Here is a 16,377-nt window from a genome sequence, read left to right as displayed (position 1 = left end):
ACCCAAATATGACTAAGCCAGATACCAAAGAAGCGATTTTGGCAGCAGGCCATGCGCTAATTATCGAAAAAAGTTACAACGGATGTGGCTTAAAAGAAATCCTAGATAAGGCTGGAGTGCCTAAAGGATCATTTTATCATTACTTTAAGTCTAAGGAAGATTTTGGCTTAGCGTTAATTGAGCGCGCCCAAGATCAAACTCATGACTTTATGCGTGAATTCTTACGCGACCGAAAGTATTCACCACTACAACGAATAAACAATTGGTTTAAGCGTATTCAGCAATTTCATGAGGAAGAAGGTATTGATTGTGAATGTTTGGTGCCAAAATTGATTTTGGAACAATCACAACTCAGTGAAAATATGCGTGGTGGGATAAAATGTGCACAAGATTTAATGCACAGTATGATGGCGCAAACCATTCGTGAAGCGCAGCAAGAAGGTGAAGTGAACGAAAAGCTCGACCCACATAAAATTGCTGCTTTTTTATTTAATGCCAGCCATGGTGCTGCAATCCAAATGCAAGTAGAACGCTCAACAGAACCCTACGATAACTTTGTCGACATTATTTTTGAGTCCATTTTAGTGCCTTAATTGGCACTAAACTCATATAAAAAGCCTCAACTAGACCAATTGGTCTAAAAAATAAAAATTAAATATATAACAAAATTTCAAAGACTTAAGCAGAAACAACCAGCTAAAAACACTATTCAGTTAAAATTCATCTTGCAACAATTGCCATTATCAAAGACAATCCGCTAGACGACTGGTCTACTAAATTGGAAATTACAATGACTTCTCCACGCTCATTTAAACAAATTGTACTTTTATTAAGTCTGTTGTTTTTAGTGTTTCAAGCCAATGCACAAGTAGTGCGTTTTTCTGAAGCAAGTGAACAACAATTACAACCACGCAAACGTGTAGTCGGTACTTTAAAAGCCTTTAATCAAGCAAATGTTGCTTCTGTGGAATCAGGAAAGGTTGTCGAAGTGCTGGTTAATGAAGGCGATACTGTCACTCAAGGTGACATTTTAGCTAATTTAGATACGCGTCGTCTTGATGCTGAAAAACAGCGTTTACAAGCAGAGAAAATGCTTGCCGAAGCGAACCTGTCATTAGCTAAAGCGGAATTTACCCAAGCCGAGGCAGATTATCTAGCTTATAAACAGTCAGCACAAAAAAGCGCTGTATCAAAACAGCGCCTAAATCAAAGCAAAACACAAACAATCGCTAATCAAGCCCGAGTGATTGCGGCAACGCAAGCTATTGAAGCATTAAACGCACAGCTTGATGCATTACAAGTGCGCATTGATGATATGTCAATCCGTGCTCCGTTCGATGGTCAAGTGACAAGTCGGCTTGCAGAGTTAGGCCAATGGTTAGGAAGTGGCGATCATGCTTTTACACTCACCTCACTTAATAAATTAGAAGCTTGGTTAGATGTTCCAGAGCGATTCGCATTTTTAGCAAGCAAAGCCCCCTCTGAAATAGCGCTGCAAATCGGTGATGAGTTGGTGCAAGCCCACAATATAAAAATACTTAACAGCGTTGATGAGCGTGCGCGTACTTTTCGCGTTATTGGTCAAGTAAATGGCAAAGGATTAATGCCAGGCATGTCAGTGAGTGCATGGTTACCTGAGGGTGACGTTCGTACAACGCTTACAGTTCCAAAAGATGCATTAGTGAACCGAGGTGGCAATTACTTGGTTTATAAAGTGGTAGTGCAAGGTGATAAACAAATTGCTCAACCAGTTTCGGTTAACGTGCAATTTCATCAAGGAAATAAGGTTGCCGTTTTCGCACCTCAGTTAGCACCTAATGACAAAGTAATTACGGAAGGTAATGAACGATTAATGCCTGGACCTGTAGTTGCAGTAGCAGACGCCTCAAATGGCAACAAACAACATTTAAAGTAGGCACGATATGAAGATTGTAGAAAGCGCGGTTAAACAACCCATAAGTGTTATCGTTGCTGTAATATTATCGGTACTTGCAGGCGTATTAGCCTTCACTCAAGTACCGGTTCAAATGACGCCATCGGTTGACTCAGTGGTTGTTAGCGTAAGAACATTTTGGGAGAACGCAAGCCCTGAAGAAATTGAATCTGACGTTGTTATTGAACAAGAAAAGGTACTGTCAGATGTAAATGGCTTGGTTTCATTAACCAGTATCAGTCAAACCTCAGCAGCGCAGTTGCGTTTGGAATTTGAAACTGGCACCGATATTAAACAAGCTCAAGCAGAAGTTGTACAAAAACTCAATGAAGTACCAGCCTACCCTATGGGCGTTTCGGAACCAACTGTTGAAGGCGTTGACCCAATGTCGGTTGATTACATTGCCTGGGTAGGCCTTGCGGCGAGCGATCCGAGTTTTGATAACACTACCTTGTATGATTTTATGGAACGTCGTTTACGTCCTCGCCTTGAAAACATCAAAGGTATTTCAAAGGTCGGCATTTTAGGGGCACGTGAACAAGAACTGCAAATTCAGATTGACCCTATCAAACTTGCCAACTTTGGCATTACCTACAGCCAATTAGTAGACGCAATTCAAATTACCAACACCAATTACTCAGGTGGTCGCTTACCTGACGGTAAAAACGATATTCGTGTGCGTGCCATGGGACGCTTTACAGATGTTGCCACCATTGAAAACATTGTGATCCGAAAAGACAGCCGCGGTCCTGTATATGTTAAAGACATTGCGACGGTAAAACTCGATTACAAGGATATGCGTGATTGGGTACGTGCTCGCGGTGTGAAAATGCCATTTTTTAATTTCCAACTTGCCCATGGCGCTAACTTGCTTGAAACCATGAATGCGCTAAAAGCTGAAATTGCAGAGTTGAATAAGCCGAATGGCATGCTAGAGCAACATGCTAAAAAGCTTGGGGTGAATGGTACTTTTGAGCTGGTTACTACCTGGGACTCATCCAGTTATGTAGAAAACGCCATTGATTTAGTGCAAAGCAATATCATGGTAGGTGGTTTACTTGCTGTAATTACGCTTCTGCTATTTTTACGTTCGCTGCGCACCATTGGCGTAATTGCTATCGCAATTCCAATTTCAGTGATTGCATCAGTAGTGATTTTAGTCGCCCTAGGGCGCTCAATTAACATTGTCTCTCTCGCTGGTATGGCATTCGCGGTAGGCATGGTCGTTGATAATGCCATTGTGGTTATCGAGAACATTTTCCGCCATTTAGAAATGGGTAAAAAACCGCTTAAAGCCAGTGTTGAAGGTACGCAAGAAGTTGCCGGTGCTGTATTTGCATCAACCATGACTACGCTCGTTGTATTTGTGCCTATTTTGACCATTGCCGACAGTGCAGGTCAGCTTTTTCGCGATATATCACTTGCCATCATGGCAGCTGTCTTTATTAGTTTTGTCGTATCTGTCTTAGTTATTCCGGTTGCCGGCGCTTATTTCTTGCGTGCTCGCAGTGACTCTAAACAGGTAAAATTAAAAATGGGTAAATTAGCTGAGCTTGAAAAGAAAGCAGCAAAGCTGCCGAGCCATATTGGCGCCTTGTTTATCGCAATTACCAGCACTACCAAGCGTAAAGTAACGGTAGTGACAAGTTTTGCGGTTGTGACACTTGTGGGCATTGCATTACTCATCCCACCGCTTGATTATTTACCAAAAGGGAACCGTAATTTTGCCTTTGGCTTTATGGTGCCACCGCCTGGTTACAACCTTGATCAAGTCTCAGAAATTGGTGACCGTATTGAAAAAGTGCTTCGCCCTGCATGGGAAGTGACTGGCGATAAATATCAAGCAGAGACGATTATCCGAGGTGGAGAGCCTGATTTAACGCAAAGTGTTCCTGACATTCAATTAATGGATGGCAGCACCATTAAAGCACCAGAAATCGATCACTATTTCTTAGTCGCAATGGATGGTCAAATTCTCCATGGCATGATCCCAAAAGAAGCAGATAAAACCATTGATGCGGTCGACTTCTTAAACCAAACATTAATGGGCGTAAACGCACCAGATGTGATTGGCTTTGCTTTCCAGTTTCCACTTTTTAATACCGGTGGTACAACGGGTAGCGCGATTCAAATCGATTTGGTAGGTGATGACTTAGAGCAAATCACTAATGGTGCAACAGCCTTGCTATTTAAGTTAATCGGTAATTATGGGCCTTATGCAACCATTCCTGAGCCAGCTAACTTTTTACTGCCAACGCCAGAGCTATCAATTAAGCCGCTAGATGAGCGTTTGGCTGAACTCAACATGACACGTCGTGATTTAGGCTTAGCAGTGCAAGCTAATGGTGATGGCATCATTATGATGAACAGTTTTGCGGTTGGTGGCGAATTAAAAGACCTTAAAATCGTAACGAGTGCACAACAGGATGATTTCCCAATTGATGCACTGATGCAAACACCGCTAGCAACACCACAAAGTCAGGTAGTTGATCTTCAATCGCTGGCACTGGTTGAGCGTACACAAACCGTCGATCAAATTAAGCACGTTTCACGTCAACGTGCGGTAACATTGCAGTTTACTCCACCAGCTGGCATGCCACTTGAGCAGGCCATTGCATCAGTCAATACTATGGTCGACGAACTGCGCGGCGCGGGGGCAATCTCTCCTGCTGTTGAAGTGAATCTTGCTGGTAGTGCCGGTAAGCTTGCAGATCTTAAAAAGTCCTTACTCGGCGACGGTAGTTTATTTGGCACCTTAAGTTCAAGCATGTTTCTAGCTATGTTTGTAGTTTATCTGGTTATGGTTATTTTATTCCAAAACTGGAAATACCCACTTGTTATTATGGTGAGCGTACCACTTGCAACGCTTGGTGGCTTTATGGGCCTTGCTGCTGTGCACTGGGCAAGTGTATTTGATCGCTACACACCAATTCAAAACCTTGATGTTTTAACTTTACTTGGTTTTGTTATCTTGGCAGGTGTGGTTGTAAATAACGCTATTTTGATTGTGCATCAAGCACTTAACAATCTTAAGTACAAAGGGCTTACTGCCCAATTGGCAATTAAAGAGTCTGTTGAAAGTCGTGTTCGTCCAATTATGATGTCTACACTTACTTCTGTGGGCGGCATGTTACCACTGGTGTTAATGCCAGGTGCGGGGAGTGAGCTATACCGTGGTTTAGGTGGTGTTGTGGTTGGTGGCTTAGTGGTTTCAACAATATTCACTTTGATTTTAGTGCCAGTCATATTAAGCTTCTTACTTAAGGATTCTGATATTAAACAAAATTCAGAAGACACCGATTTACGGACAGCCGCTTAGATATGGAAATCTAAATTGATGACTGACCAAAAATCCCAGCACTTGCTGGGATTTTTTATGCCTAAATAACACACACTATTGCAACAGCTCGACAATCTTTGTCTATAGTAATTAAGTGGCTTGTTAAAAATAAGCGAACTAATGATTGAAATAGATAACAAAATACTGAGCGATGTTGCAGCTGGTTTCACCATTCCAGCTAAGCCTGATATTTTGCAAGCACTGCAAGATGAGCTAAACCACGAGCCCGAACTTTATCGCGTTGCAGACATTATTGCCGCTGACGTGGCAACATCAGCTGCCGTACTCAAAATTATAAATAGTCCCTATTACGGCCTTGCCAGAACAATAAGTGATATTCGCCAAGCCGTAATGTTTTTAGGTCTTGAGAACATTACCAGCTTAGTGACTGGCTATTTACTTAAACAAGCCTATGACCAAAGTAAATGCTCGTTACCACTAAATCGTTTTTGGGATAACGCTAACGACATCGCTAATGTGTCGTGTATTATTGCGCAACATTTAAAATCGCCCCTACCACCTGAAAATTTACACTTAATAGGTTTATTTCACGATGCGGGTACACCCGCGATGGCAATTCGCTTTGAAGGCTACACCCATTTACTGCAAGAGCACCGTGAAAATGACAGTAACCTGTTAATACATAAAGAAGAAAAGAAATACAAAACTAATCACGCGGTTGTTGGCTACTACTTAGCCACGAGTTGGAACTTACCTAAACAAATTTGCCAAATAATTCTGCAACATCACAGTAATGATTTTTTTAATGCCTCAAACGATAAATTTGAGCGCAGTTGCTTTGCTTGTTTACGCTTAGCTGAAAACCTAGTGCATGTCGCTAGGAACTTTCGCCCTGAACCACAATGGCACGCAATAGAACAGCTAGTATTAGACACCTTACAACTCGATGAATATGACTTCCAAGATCTGAAAGAAGATGTAGAAGAGTACTTAATTTCATCGCATTAAGAATAACTAACAAATTCAACAGGATTTACAGCCCCTTGAAAACAAAAAACCCAGCATATAGCTGGGTTTTTTATAAGACGTTGCTTAGTCCGCTTGCGGGCGCATATGCGGGAATAAGATTACATCTTTAATCGTTGGTGAGTCAGTAAATAGCATTACTAGACGATCGATACCAATACCCTCACCTGCTGTTGGCGGTAGGCCATACTCAAGTGCTTGGATATAATCATCGTCAAAGTGCATTGCTTCATCATCACCAGCATCTTTCTCTTCAACCTGACGTGCAAAACGTGCCGCTTGATCTTCTGCATCGTTAAGCTCTGAGAAACCATTTGCTAATTCACGACCACCTACGAAGAATTCGAAACGGTCAGTGATAAATGGGTTTTCATCGTTACGACGCGCAAGTGGCGACACTTCCCACGGATACTCTGTGATGAAAGTTGGCTGAATTAGCTTGTGCTCAGCTGTTTCTTCGAAGATTTCACATAAGAACTTACCTGCACCCCATACACATTTCTCTGGCACTTTTACGTGTACTTTCTTGGCGTAAGCTACTAGCTCGTCGAAGTGGTTTTCCGGATCTTTGAAAATATGCGCGATTTCAGCTGCATCTGGACCAAACTTGATGATGGCATCAGCCATTGATAAACGCTCGAACTTACTACCGAAATCATATTCGATTGTTTCAACAACTTCACCCTCAGCGTTTTTAACTGTGTTGATAACCGTTGTGGTACCTAGTACATCTTGTGCAACGGTACGTAACATGTCTTCCGTTAAGTTCATTAGGTCGTTGTAGTCAGCGTACGCTTGGTAGAATTCAATCATGGTGAATTCTGGGTTGTGACGCGTTGAAAGACCTTCGTTACGGAAGTTACGGTTAATTTCAAATACGCGGTCAAAACCACCTACCACTAAACGCTTAAGGTAAAGCTCTGGTGCGATACGTAAATACATATCGATGTCTAATGCGTTGTGGTGAGTTACGAATGGACGCGCCGTTGCACCACCAGGAATAACCTGAAGCATTGGCGTTTCAACTTCCATAAAGTCACGTTCAGCTAAGAAACGACGAATACCTTCAATCACTTTTGAACGAATGCGGAACGTCTCACGGGTATCCATATTAGTGATAAGGTCAACATAACGCTGACGGTACTTCGCTTCTTGGTCTGTTAAACCGTGGAATTTTTCTGGTAATGGGCGCAGTGACTTTGTTAGTAGCTCGTACTGAACCATATCTACGTAAAGGTCACCTTTACCTGATTTATGAAGCGGACCCGATACACCGATGATGTCACCGATATCAAGCTGACCATACTTCTCTTTTAAATCTTTTTGTACGTCTTTAGACGCATACGCCTGAATACGACCTTTCATATCTTGAAGTACAAGGAAAGGACCACGTTTTGCTAAAATACGGCCTGCTACTGAAACTTGGTGGTCTAACTCGACTAACTCTTCCTTCGATTTATCACCAAACTTAGCTTGTAGATCTGCTGTGTAATTTTCACGGCGGAAAGTATTCGGGTGACCATTAGCTGAGCAATTCTCACGAATCGCATCTAGCTTGGCACGACGCTCTGCAATCAATTTATTTTCGTCTTGAATTTGATCTGTCATGTTATAGCTCTAAGTTGCTTGGTTTAAATTAAAGGCCAGATTTCAGGCTGGCTTCGATAAACTTATCTAAATCGCCGTCTAATACGGCTTGAGTATTGCGGTTTTCAACCCCGGTACGTAAGTCTTTGATACGAGAATCATCGAGTACGTACGAACGAATTTGGCTACCCCAGCCAATATCCGATTTTGCATCTTCTTGTGACTGCTTTTCAGCATTCTGTTTATGCATTTCAAGCTCAAACAATTTTGCTTTTAACTGCTTCATTGCCTGTGCTTTGTTTTTGTGTTGCGAACGGTCATTCTGACACTGCACTACCGTATTGGTCGGTAAGTGAGTAATACGCACCGCAGATTCTGTACGGTTAACGTGCTGACCACCCGCACCCGATGCACGATATACGTCAATACGTAAATCGGCTGGGTTAATATCAATTTCAATATTGTCATCCACCTCAGGATAAACAAACGCAGAAGCAAATGATGTATGGCGGCGACCTGTTGAATCAAACGGGCTTTTACGTACTAAGCGGTGCACACCTGTTTCAGTGCGTAACCAACCATAAGCGTACTCACCTGAAACACGAACCGTTGCACCTTTAATGCCGGCAACATCACCATCGGTTGCTTCAACGATTTCCGCTTTAAAGCCTTTTGCTTCTGCCCAACGTAAATACATACGCAGCAGCATGTTACACCAGTCTTGTGCTTCAGTGCCGCCTGAACCTGACTGCAGGTCGATATAGGCATCGTTACCATCTTGCTCACCAGAGAACATACGACGGAACTCTAGCTTATCAAGTTGCTTCATTAAGTCTTCAAGCTCAGACTCTGCTTCTGCAAAGGTGTCTTCGTCTTCGGCTTCGACAGCCAGCTCAACTAAACCTTCAACGTCTTCAGCGCCTTGCTCAAGATTTTCGATAGTTTCAACAATTGCTTCTAAGCTCGATTTTTCACGACCCAACGCCTGTGCTTTTTCAGGCTCATTCCATACTGCTGAATCTTCTAATTCGGCATTAACTTCTTCTAACCGCTCTTTCTTAAGAGGGTAGTCAAAGATACCCCCTAAGTTGGTCGGTACGTTCGCGAATTTCCTTGATTTGGTTAATCACAGGATTCACTTCAAACATTACATCACTCCAACAGGTGTTTTGCCCGAATTCTTGGCAATAATCAAAGGCGGGAATTTTAGCAAAAAAAAATGGTTTTGATTAGATTCAAAACCATTTTTTCGCATAAATATTTCTTATCTATGCCAATTGTATTTCGCTAACCAGTAATTGCAGCGAAAACTTACCTCTAAACTCATTAATATCAAGCTGATAGGCTAAACGTACTTTTTCAGCTGCGGTATTTGGCCACGCCCTTAAATCAACATTAAAGGCTATTGCGTCAACATCTAAACCCGATGCATGTCGTAATACTAATTTTAAATGTTTTTCGCCCACCATACGCTGTTGAATAACATAAAAAACATCGTCAAATAGCGGCTCAGGAAAGCTTTGGCCAAAGGGCCCGGATTGTTTAAGTTGGTTGGCGAAATTCAAGTTAAAACAATCAGCTGGCAAATTACCATCAGTTAATAGCACCGCGTGTTTATCTTCTTCGGCTAACGTATTTGCCACCGCATCTGAGTACACTTGTTTAAAACGGGTAAAGTCGCTTTCTAAAATTGATAAACCCGCCGCCATGGCATGACCACCAAATTTTAAAATTAAATCGGGGTGTTTAGTTGAAATTGACTCCAACAAATCACGCATGTGGAGCCCTGGAATCGAACGGCAACTGCCTTTTATTTCACCATTTTCACCCTGTGCGAAAATCACTGTGGGGCGGTGATATTGCTCTTTTAAACGCCCCGCCAAAATACCAATAACACCTTGGTGCCAATCATCTTGATATAGACACACAGCATCTGGAATTTCTTGTGATTGTGACACTAAGCGTTCTAGCACTGCGTTAGCTTCAACTTGCATACTTTGCTCGATTTCACGGCGTTCTTGGTTTAATCCATCAAGTTCCGCAGCAATGCGTCTTGCCTGATTGCCATCCTGACTCAGTAAACAAGCAATACCTAAACTCATATCATCTAAGCGCCCTGCCGCATTAAGCCGTGGCGCAATAGCAAAGCCAAAGTCACTGGCTTGCAGACGGTAACTATTGCGATTGGCAACCTCGATAAGCGCCAAAATACCGGGGCGGGTGCGCCCTGCGCGAATACGTGCCAAACCTTGGTATACCAAAGTCCGGTTATTAGCATCGAGCGGCACCACATCGGCCACAGTACCCAGCGCAACAATATCCAAAAGACTCGCCAAATTAGGTTGCGCTAAACCGGAGTTTTCAAAATAATTTTGCTCTCGTAACGTGTGACGAAGTGCCACCAGCAAGTAAAACGCAACACCGCATCCCGCCAATGCTTTTGATGGAAACTGACAATCAAAGCGGTTCGGATTAACAATCGCATCGGCATTCGGTAGCTGTTCCCCCTGCAAATGGTGATCGGTAACAATCACTTGAATGCCAGCTTGCTTACAAATTTCAACACCTTGCAAACATGAAATACCGTTATCAACCGTAATTAAAATATCCGGTTTAATTTGCACTACTTGTTCTGCAAGTTGCGGGCTTAAGCCATAGCCTAAGTTAAAACGGTTTGGCACTAGGTAATCAACATGTTGAAAGCCAAACATTGGCAGGCCTTCCATTAACACCGCGGTACTGGTTGCACCATCAGCATCAAAGTCACCGACAATTAAAATTTTGGCGTGTTTTTGCAGCCCATTAATTAAGATATTTGCTGCAACATCAATGTCTTTTAACAAGCGAAAATCAAGTAACGACGCCGCGCCATTATCAAGTTCAGTATTGTTTTTAATACCACGAGAAGCATAAATTTGTTTAATTACAGGATGAAGCGAGGCGTCTAAATGGCTGTCGTCAACGCGTGCACGTGTTTGAATAGTTTTTTGCATGAACCGTTTTTTAATAATCTCAGACTAAAAAGGGCCTTAACGGCCCTAATTCGCTAAAAAAGTTATCTTAACCTTTTTTGCTATCAAGAATTTGCTTTAACTGCGCCGCTGGCTGGTAACCAGGAATCAGCGTACCATCTTCTAAAATGATTGCTGGTGTACCCGTAATACCGAAGCTTTGACCCATTTCAAACTGTTCTTTCACCGGTGCATCACAGGCTGCTACGTCTACTACGTCATCACCCGCTTTTGCGTCAGTAAGTGCTTTAGCCGCATCTTTTGCGCACCAAATATCTTGTAAGTCGTCAAAACCTTTACTTGGAATACCTGCACGAGGATAGGCTAAGTATTGCACCGTAATACCTGCGTCTAGGTAATCATCCAGCTCGCGGTGTAATTTACGACAGTAACCACAAGTAATATCTGTAAAAATTGTTACCTTGTGCTTTTCGTTTTTAGCTGGGTAAACAATCATTGAATCAGCAAATTGTTTTACCCCTTCTACACGCAAATTACCTAGTGCAACTTCCGTTAGGTTTTCTTTATTTTCTAAATCAAGTAACGTACCTTGCAGTAAATACTTACCATCAGCCGTGCTGTATAACACGCCGCGATTGGTTAACACTTCATACAAACCTTTTACAGGTGTTTCGGCTACACCACTTGCTTGTAGACCGATTTTTTCAAATTCCGCTATGATTTTCGCTTCGATTGGATCAACACTCGCTGCTGCGACACCATTTGCTGAAATATTAAATGCCGCACTCAACAAAGCAGCTGCGATTGCTAGTTTTTTCATTTGCTATCTCTTTTTTAAATACTGGGGCTTATAAATATTTAGACCGTATTAAGCCACATAAAATTCCGTATTTTGTCATCAAGCTCTTGGATGATGCGTCTGATGAATGGATTTTAACCTTTCTTTTGCTACATGAGTATAAATCTGTGTGGTCGATAAGTCACTATGGCCTAACATCATTTGTACAACACGTAAATCAGCACCATGATTGATCAAATGTGTGGCAAATGCATGACGTAAGGTGTGTGGCGATAATTCCGTTTGAATATTCGCAACTAATGCATAGTGTTTAATGCGATGCCAAAAGGTCTGTCGTGTCATGCCAATGCCGCGTTTTGACGGAAAAACAAAATCAGTCGCGTGTTTAATTAATTGCGGACGTGCTAACTTAATAAACGCTTCAATATACTCAAGCGCCACTTCTCCCATTGGAACTAAACGCTCTTTGTTACCTTTACCTTTTACAAATACCACAGCTTGGCGCAAATTAATTTGCTCCATGCGCAGGCCAACTAATTCACTTACGCGAAGCCCTGTTGCATACAAAAGTTCAAGCATGGCTTTATCTCTTAGCTCTATGGGCTCTTCAAGATTAGGCGCATCAAGCAAGGCTTCAACTTCTTGTTCTGTTAAGGTTTTAGGTAATGAATGGCCTAGCTTAGGCTGTTCAATATGGGCAAGCGGTGAGCTGGAGAGTTTTTTCAAACCAATAAAATACAAATAAAAGCGTTTTAACGCACTTTGCGCCCGAGCCGTACTTCGTGCTGTAAAACCATTTTCTCGGCGATATGCTAAATATTCAAGAATAATGCCTTCATCAACCTCAAAAAGCGGGGTTTTCGCAATATAAATTGCAAATTTGTTTAAGTCGTTACGATATGCTGCCAAGGTATTTTCACTTAAACCTTGCTCTAACCAAAGGGCATCTAAAAATTGCTCTATATGTTGGCTATTTTCAACGCTTGGGGTTTGTTTTTCTGTCAATGTATTAATAACACATAGGTTAAGGTAAACTAGCGACTATCATATCAAGCTCACGGCAACGCACAAATTTAATATGAAAATTGGTTTATTTTTTGGTTCTACAACTTGTTACACCGAGATGGCTGCAGAAAAAATTCAGCAAATTATCGGTGAAGACATCATTTCACTTCACAATATTAAAGACGAGCCACTGAAAAACGCAGAACAATTCGATTTCTTAATGTTTGGTATTTCTACTTGGGACTTTGGCGAGTTACAAGAAGATTGGGAATCAATTTGGGATGATATTGAGTCAGTTAACCTAAGCGGTAAAACCATTGCACTTTTTGGTATGGGCGACCAACAAGGCTATGGTCAATGGTTTCAAGATGCATTAGGCATGCTGCACGACAAAATTAAACCACAAGGCGTGACCTTTTTAGGCTACTGGCCAAACTCAGAAGAGTACGAGTTTGAAGCCTCAAAAGCATTAACCGAAGATGGCAAACAGTTTGTTGGCTTGGCACTGGATGAAGACAGTCAGTACGAGAAAAGTGATGAACGCATTGCTGCTTGGGTTGAACAAATAATGACCGAATACACTGAAACGCTCTAACTGCTTTCCTCAAAAGTTCAAATAGAAATCACGGCACAGTTGTTTATACGCTGTGCTGTACTCCCCACTCTCAGCATGAATAACCAATTCTTCTTCAACCAAGGTTTGCAACTCATTTTTCAGCGCTAAACACAGTAATACCCGTTTTGCTGCTTTCTTTTTGCTAGTGAATACCCACTGCTTTTTAATAATTTTCAAATTAGCGTTATCTGCGGCATTTTCAAATCGGCTTAACTCGGTTGTAGGCAATACCACACAAAACCGCCCCTTTTCGCTTAATAAACTCACCGCTTTAGCACATAAACTGTCAAACGATAAATCATCCGTATGACGTGCCGTCATGCGCTGTGCATTGTCGCTTTTAAGTGAGTCATTAAAAAATGGCGGGTTTGAAACTATCAGATCAAACGCAGTATTTGCTTGAAATTCATTGATATCACCTTGCCACAAATTTAGATCTTGCCAAGGTGAAGCTGAAATATTCTCTTTCGCTTGTAAAAATGCATCATTATCAATTTCAACACCTGTGATAACTAAACTAGGCGCACGCTGCTTAAGCATTAAGGCAATTAGCCCCGTACCAGTGCCAATATCTAGCGCTGTACTAACCCCCTCAAGAGGCGCCCAAGCGCCCAGCAAAATACCATCAGTGCCCACTTTCATAGCACATTTATCGTGGTTAATATGAAACTGCTTAAACGTAAAACCCGACATTGCGGTAAAATGCCCTCTGCCCTATTGCCTCATTCGGTGTATAATACAGCTAATTTTCCTTTATGTTTATTTCCTTATGCACTTTGCTGACCTAGATCTTGATCCCAAATTATTAAACGCCATTGAAAAAATGGGTTTTGATAAACCGACTAGCATTCAATCGCTCGCAATTCCTGCAGCGATGAAAGGTCGCGATATTTTAGCAAGTTCACCAACCGGTACTGGTAAAACGGCTGCGTTTTTACTTGGTTCAATGCAATACCTGATTGATTTCCCAAGACGTAATCCAGGTTTTGCGCGCGTACTTATTATGACACCAACACGTGAACTCGCTTATCAAGTGTATGAACAAGCAAATGCCCTTGCAGCACAAACTCACCTTAAAATTGGTGTAGTAACCGGTGGTATTAACTACGGTAGCCATAAAGAAATTTTTGAAAAAAATAACGACATTCTGATTGCTACGCCTGGTCGTTTAATGGATTACTTAAATTCAGAAAACTTCCACGCAGAAGATGTTGAAGTACTTATTCTTGATGAAGCCGACCGCATGTTAGACATGGGTTTTCGTAAAGAAATGCTGCGCATTTGCGATGAAGCAAAAAACCGTAAACAATGCTTTTTGTTCTCAGCCACATTAGAGGGCGACAGCGTTGAGCTATTTGCAGAGCGCATTCTTAATGATCCTGCACTTTTAGAAGCAACCCCATCGCGCCGCGAAAAAGGCAAAATCCATCAATGGGTGCATTTATCAGATAACCGTGAACATAAAGTGGAACAACTTGAAGCGATTTTAAAATCGGAAGACGTTGAAAAGGCTATTGTTTTCGTTAAAACACGTGAACGTTTAGAGCAGCTAGTTGGCGAGTTATTCGCGAAAGACATTAAAACCACGTGGCTGCGTGGTGAAATGCCTCAGGATAAACGTTTAGCCGCACTTAAAAGCTTTGACACAGGCCGTACAAACGTATTAATTGCAACCGACGTTGCCGCGCGCGGAATCGATGTAGCTGATATTAGCCACGTAATTAACTTCGATATGCCACGCACCGCCGATATTTATGTACACCGCATTGGCCGTACAGGCCGTGCAGGTAAAAAAGGCACAGCAATTTCATTTATTGAAGCTCATGATGTGGAAATTTTGGCAAAAGTTGAGCGCTACACCGAGCAAAAACTTAAACGCCGCACAATTAAGGGTTTAGAGCCAAAACACAAAGAAGCGAAATTGCCGGCGAAAAAGAAAAAAGACCCAGAAAAAATGAAGGCGAAAAAGAAAGCCAAGGAAAAAGCGAAAAAGAAGTAGCTTTACAAGAGCGGTGTTATCACCGCTTTTTTATTCTTTAAAATCAGCCGCTTCGTGACGTAATAGCCACGCTTTTCGCTCTAAGCCACCGCCGTAGCCAGTCAGTGACCCATCTTTACCAATCACCCGATGACACGGCACAATAATCGCAACCCGATTCATACCATTTGCAGTGGCGACAGCGCGCACCGCTTTAGCATTATTGAGTGCAGTTGCTTGCTCTGAATAACTGCGTGTTTCGCCAAATGGAATAGTTTGTAACCCTTGCCATACGCCTTGCTGAAATTCAGTACCTGCTAAATCTAGGGGAATGCTAAACTCTTTGCGCTTGCCCGCAAAATATTCACTCAGCTCTGCCCTACACTGTTTAATATGCTCATTCTCGCCTTGTAAAATCACCGCATTTAAGCGTTTCTGTAAATCGTTAAATTCCGTTTCTAACATGCGTCTATCAACAAACTCAACCAAGCAGACGCCGTTATTGGTTGCGCATATAAACATAGGGCCAATGGGTGTAGTGTGGCGCGCAATTAAGATAACTTGCTTCTCTTTACTTTTACTTGGGTTAAGGCCTGTGGCTTTTTTAAAAGTGTAAGCAAATCCGCTCAGTGAGTTAAAACCTGAATCAAGCGCCGAATCAATCAGTTGCTTGCCATTTTGAATTTCTTGATAAGCGGTATTTATACGCACCATGCGCTGATAAGCTTGAAACGTCATGCCATAGTGTTTTTTAAACCAACGCCTTACCAGTTCAGGTTGAATGCCCGCCTCTTTTAAATGATAGTCTGAAAGCTTTTCTTGGCCTTTTTGCGCTAGTAATTTTAGTGCTGTCGCCACTGGCTCTGGCATGGAATGGGCATTTTGTGTTGGCTTACACACTTTGCATGGACGAAAGCCCGCATCAAGGGCATCTTTGACCTCAGAGCAAAACTCGACATTTTCTTTTTTTGGTTTGCGCGCACTGCAAGTCGCGATACAAAAAATCTGCGTGCTGGTTACACAGGCATAAAAACAACCAAGATATTGACTGTTTTTATCTACCAATGCTTGGTAATACTCGTTAATTTTTTCAGGTTGCGTGATTTTCATAAAGCCAATTATTTGGTGATTTTAGCCAAGCGTAACCAAGGCTAACATTT

13 protein-coding genes are annotated in these 16,377 nt (G+C 42.0%); 6 read left to right on the top strand and 7 right to left on the bottom strand.

Going from position 1 to position 16,377, the window contains the following annotated elements; translation table 11 throughout:
* Positions 1 to 8: 8 nt before the first annotated feature.
* From PSPO_RS03645 to PSPO_RS03630, 4 genes are all read left to right on the top strand, one after another.
* A complete protein-coding gene (locus tag PSPO_RS03645) occupies positions 9 to 593 on the top strand; it encodes a TetR/AcrR family transcriptional regulator (protein WP_010560788.1) in 585 nt (194 codons plus the stop codon).
* A gap of 197 nt (positions 594 to 790) precedes the next feature.
* The gene (locus tag PSPO_RS03640; protein ID WP_010560789.1) at positions 791 to 1,915 is read left to right on the top strand and encodes an efflux RND transporter periplasmic adaptor subunit; all 1,125 of its coding nucleotides are present in this window, start codon (positions 791 to 793) and stop codon (positions 1,913 to 1,915) included.
* 7 nt (positions 1,916 to 1,922) lie between these two features.
* Positions 1,923 to 5,252, top strand: coding sequence for an efflux RND transporter permease subunit (locus tag PSPO_RS03635; RefSeq protein WP_010560790.1), 3,330 nt, complete (start codon positions 1,923 to 1,925; stop codon positions 5,250 to 5,252).
* A gap of 141 nt (positions 5,253 to 5,393) precedes the next feature.
* On the top strand, positions 5,394 to 6,242 hold the full coding sequence (locus PSPO_RS03630) for an HDOD domain-containing protein (RefSeq protein ID WP_010560791.1): 849 nt from the start codon (positions 5,394 to 5,396) through the stop codon (positions 6,240 to 6,242).
* An 84-nt stretch (positions 6,243 to 6,326) separates the two neighbouring features.
* Here PSPO_RS03630 and lysS read toward each other — a convergent pair whose 3' ends face one another.
* From lysS to xerD, 5 genes are all read right to left on the bottom strand, one after another.
* Positions 6,327 to 7,868: a lysine--tRNA ligase gene (gene lysS / locus PSPO_RS03625; protein WP_010560792.1), complete on the bottom strand. Its 1,542-nt coding sequence runs from the start codon at positions 7,866 to 7,868 to the stop codon at positions 6,327 to 6,329.
* A gap of 28 nt (positions 7,869 to 7,896) precedes the next feature.
* Positions 7,897 to 8,995 (bottom strand): peptide chain release factor 2 gene (gene prfB / locus PSPO_RS03620; RefSeq protein WP_096035283.1). Its coding sequence is split into 2 segments (ribosomal slippage): positions 7,897 to 8,919 and positions 8,921 to 8,995, totalling 1,098 coding nucleotides; the frame shifts between segments, so codons are not numbered across the junction.
* Positions 8,996 to 9,115: 120 nt separating this feature from the next.
* Complete coding sequence (gene recJ / locus PSPO_RS03615) at positions 9,116 to 10,840, bottom strand: single-stranded-DNA-specific exonuclease RecJ (protein ID WP_010560794.1); 1,725 nt, start codon at positions 10,838 to 10,840, stop codon at positions 9,116 to 9,118.
* A gap of 67 nt (positions 10,841 to 10,907) precedes the next feature.
* Positions 10,908 to 11,639, bottom strand: a complete 732-nt coding sequence (gene dsbC / locus PSPO_RS03610) for a bifunctional protein-disulfide isomerase/oxidoreductase DsbC (protein WP_010560795.1) — start codon at positions 11,637 to 11,639, stop codon at positions 10,908 to 10,910.
* 78 nt (positions 11,640 to 11,717) lie between these two features.
* Positions 11,718 to 12,632: a site-specific tyrosine recombinase XerD gene (gene xerD / locus PSPO_RS03605; RefSeq protein ID WP_420848518.1), complete on the bottom strand. Its 915-nt coding sequence runs from the start codon at positions 12,630 to 12,632 to the stop codon at positions 11,718 to 11,720.
* 64 nt (positions 12,633 to 12,696) lie between these two features.
* On the opposite strand from xerD, the gene fldB reads away from it, so the two are divergent.
* A complete protein-coding gene (fldB, locus tag PSPO_RS03600) occupies positions 12,697 to 13,218 on the top strand; it encodes a flavodoxin FldB (protein WP_010560797.1) in 522 nt (173 codons plus the stop codon).
* Positions 13,219 to 13,227: 9 nt separating this feature from the next.
* Here fldB and PSPO_RS03595 read toward each other — a convergent pair whose 3' ends face one another.
* A complete protein-coding gene (locus PSPO_RS03595; RefSeq protein ID WP_010560798.1) occupies positions 13,228 to 13,932 on the bottom strand; it encodes a tRNA1(Val) (adenine(37)-N6)-methyltransferase in 705 nt (234 codons plus the stop codon).
* Between the two features lie 76 nt (positions 13,933 to 14,008).
* Between PSPO_RS03595 and srmB the strand changes: the two genes are divergently transcribed.
* Positions 14,009 to 15,238: an ATP-dependent RNA helicase SrmB gene (gene srmB, locus PSPO_RS03590; protein ID WP_010560799.1), complete on the top strand. Its 1,230-nt coding sequence runs from the start codon at positions 14,009 to 14,011 to the stop codon at positions 15,236 to 15,238.
* A 30-nt stretch (positions 15,239 to 15,268) separates the two neighbouring features.
* Here the strand turns inward: srmB and PSPO_RS03585 are convergent, their stop codons facing one another.
* Positions 15,269 to 16,327, bottom strand: a complete 1,059-nt coding sequence (locus tag PSPO_RS03585; RefSeq protein ID WP_010560800.1) for a bifunctional transcriptional activator/DNA repair enzyme AdaA — start codon at positions 16,325 to 16,327, stop codon at positions 15,269 to 15,271.
* Positions 16,328 to 16,377 lie beyond the last annotated feature (50 nt).

Source organism: Pseudoalteromonas spongiae UST010723-006 (assembly GCF_000238255.3).
Taxonomy (GTDB): domain Bacteria; phylum Pseudomonadota; class Gammaproteobacteria; order Enterobacterales; family Alteromonadaceae; genus Pseudoalteromonas; species Pseudoalteromonas spongiae.
This window is presented reverse-complemented; position numbering and strand designations above follow the sequence as displayed.

What these genes read in the sequence shown, in the direction of transcription:
- PSPO_RS03640 (WP_010560789.1), top strand. Translation starts at nt 791, where the DNA reads ATGACTTCTCCACGCTCATTTAAACAAATTGTACTTTTATTAAGTCTG.
- recJ (WP_010560794.1), bottom strand. Translation starts at nt 10,840, where the DNA reads ATGCAAAAAACTATTCAAACACGTGCACGCGTTGACGACAGCCATTTA.
- PSPO_RS03585 (WP_010560800.1), bottom strand. Translation starts at nt 16,327, where the DNA reads ATGAAAATCACGCAACCTGAAAAAATTAACGAGTATTACCAAGCATTG.
- PSPO_RS03645 (WP_010560788.1), top strand. Translation starts at nt 9, where the DNA reads ATGACTAAGCCAGATACCAAAGAAGCGATTTTGGCAGCAGGCCATGCG.
- lysS (WP_010560792.1), bottom strand. Translation starts at nt 7,868, where the DNA reads ATGACAGATCAAATTCAAGACGAAAATAAATTGATTGCAGAGCGTCGT.
- srmB (WP_010560799.1), top strand. Translation starts at nt 14,009, where the DNA reads ATGCACTTTGCTGACCTAGATCTTGATCCCAAATTATTAAACGCCATT.
- fldB (WP_010560797.1), top strand. Translation starts at nt 12,697, where the DNA reads ATGAAAATTGGTTTATTTTTTGGTTCTACAACTTGTTACACCGAGATG.
- PSPO_RS03595 (WP_010560798.1), bottom strand. Translation starts at nt 13,932, where the DNA reads ATGTCGGGTTTTACGTTTAAGCAGTTTCATATTAACCACGATAAATGT.
- PSPO_RS03635 (WP_010560790.1), top strand. Translation starts at nt 1,923, where the DNA reads ATGAAGATTGTAGAAAGCGCGGTTAAACAACCCATAAGTGTTATCGTT.
- dsbC (WP_010560795.1), bottom strand. Translation starts at nt 11,639, where the DNA reads ATGAAAAAACTAGCAATCGCAGCTGCTTTGTTGAGTGCGGCATTTAAT.
- PSPO_RS03630 (WP_010560791.1), top strand. Translation starts at nt 5,394, where the DNA reads ATGATTGAAATAGATAACAAAATACTGAGCGATGTTGCAGCTGGTTTC.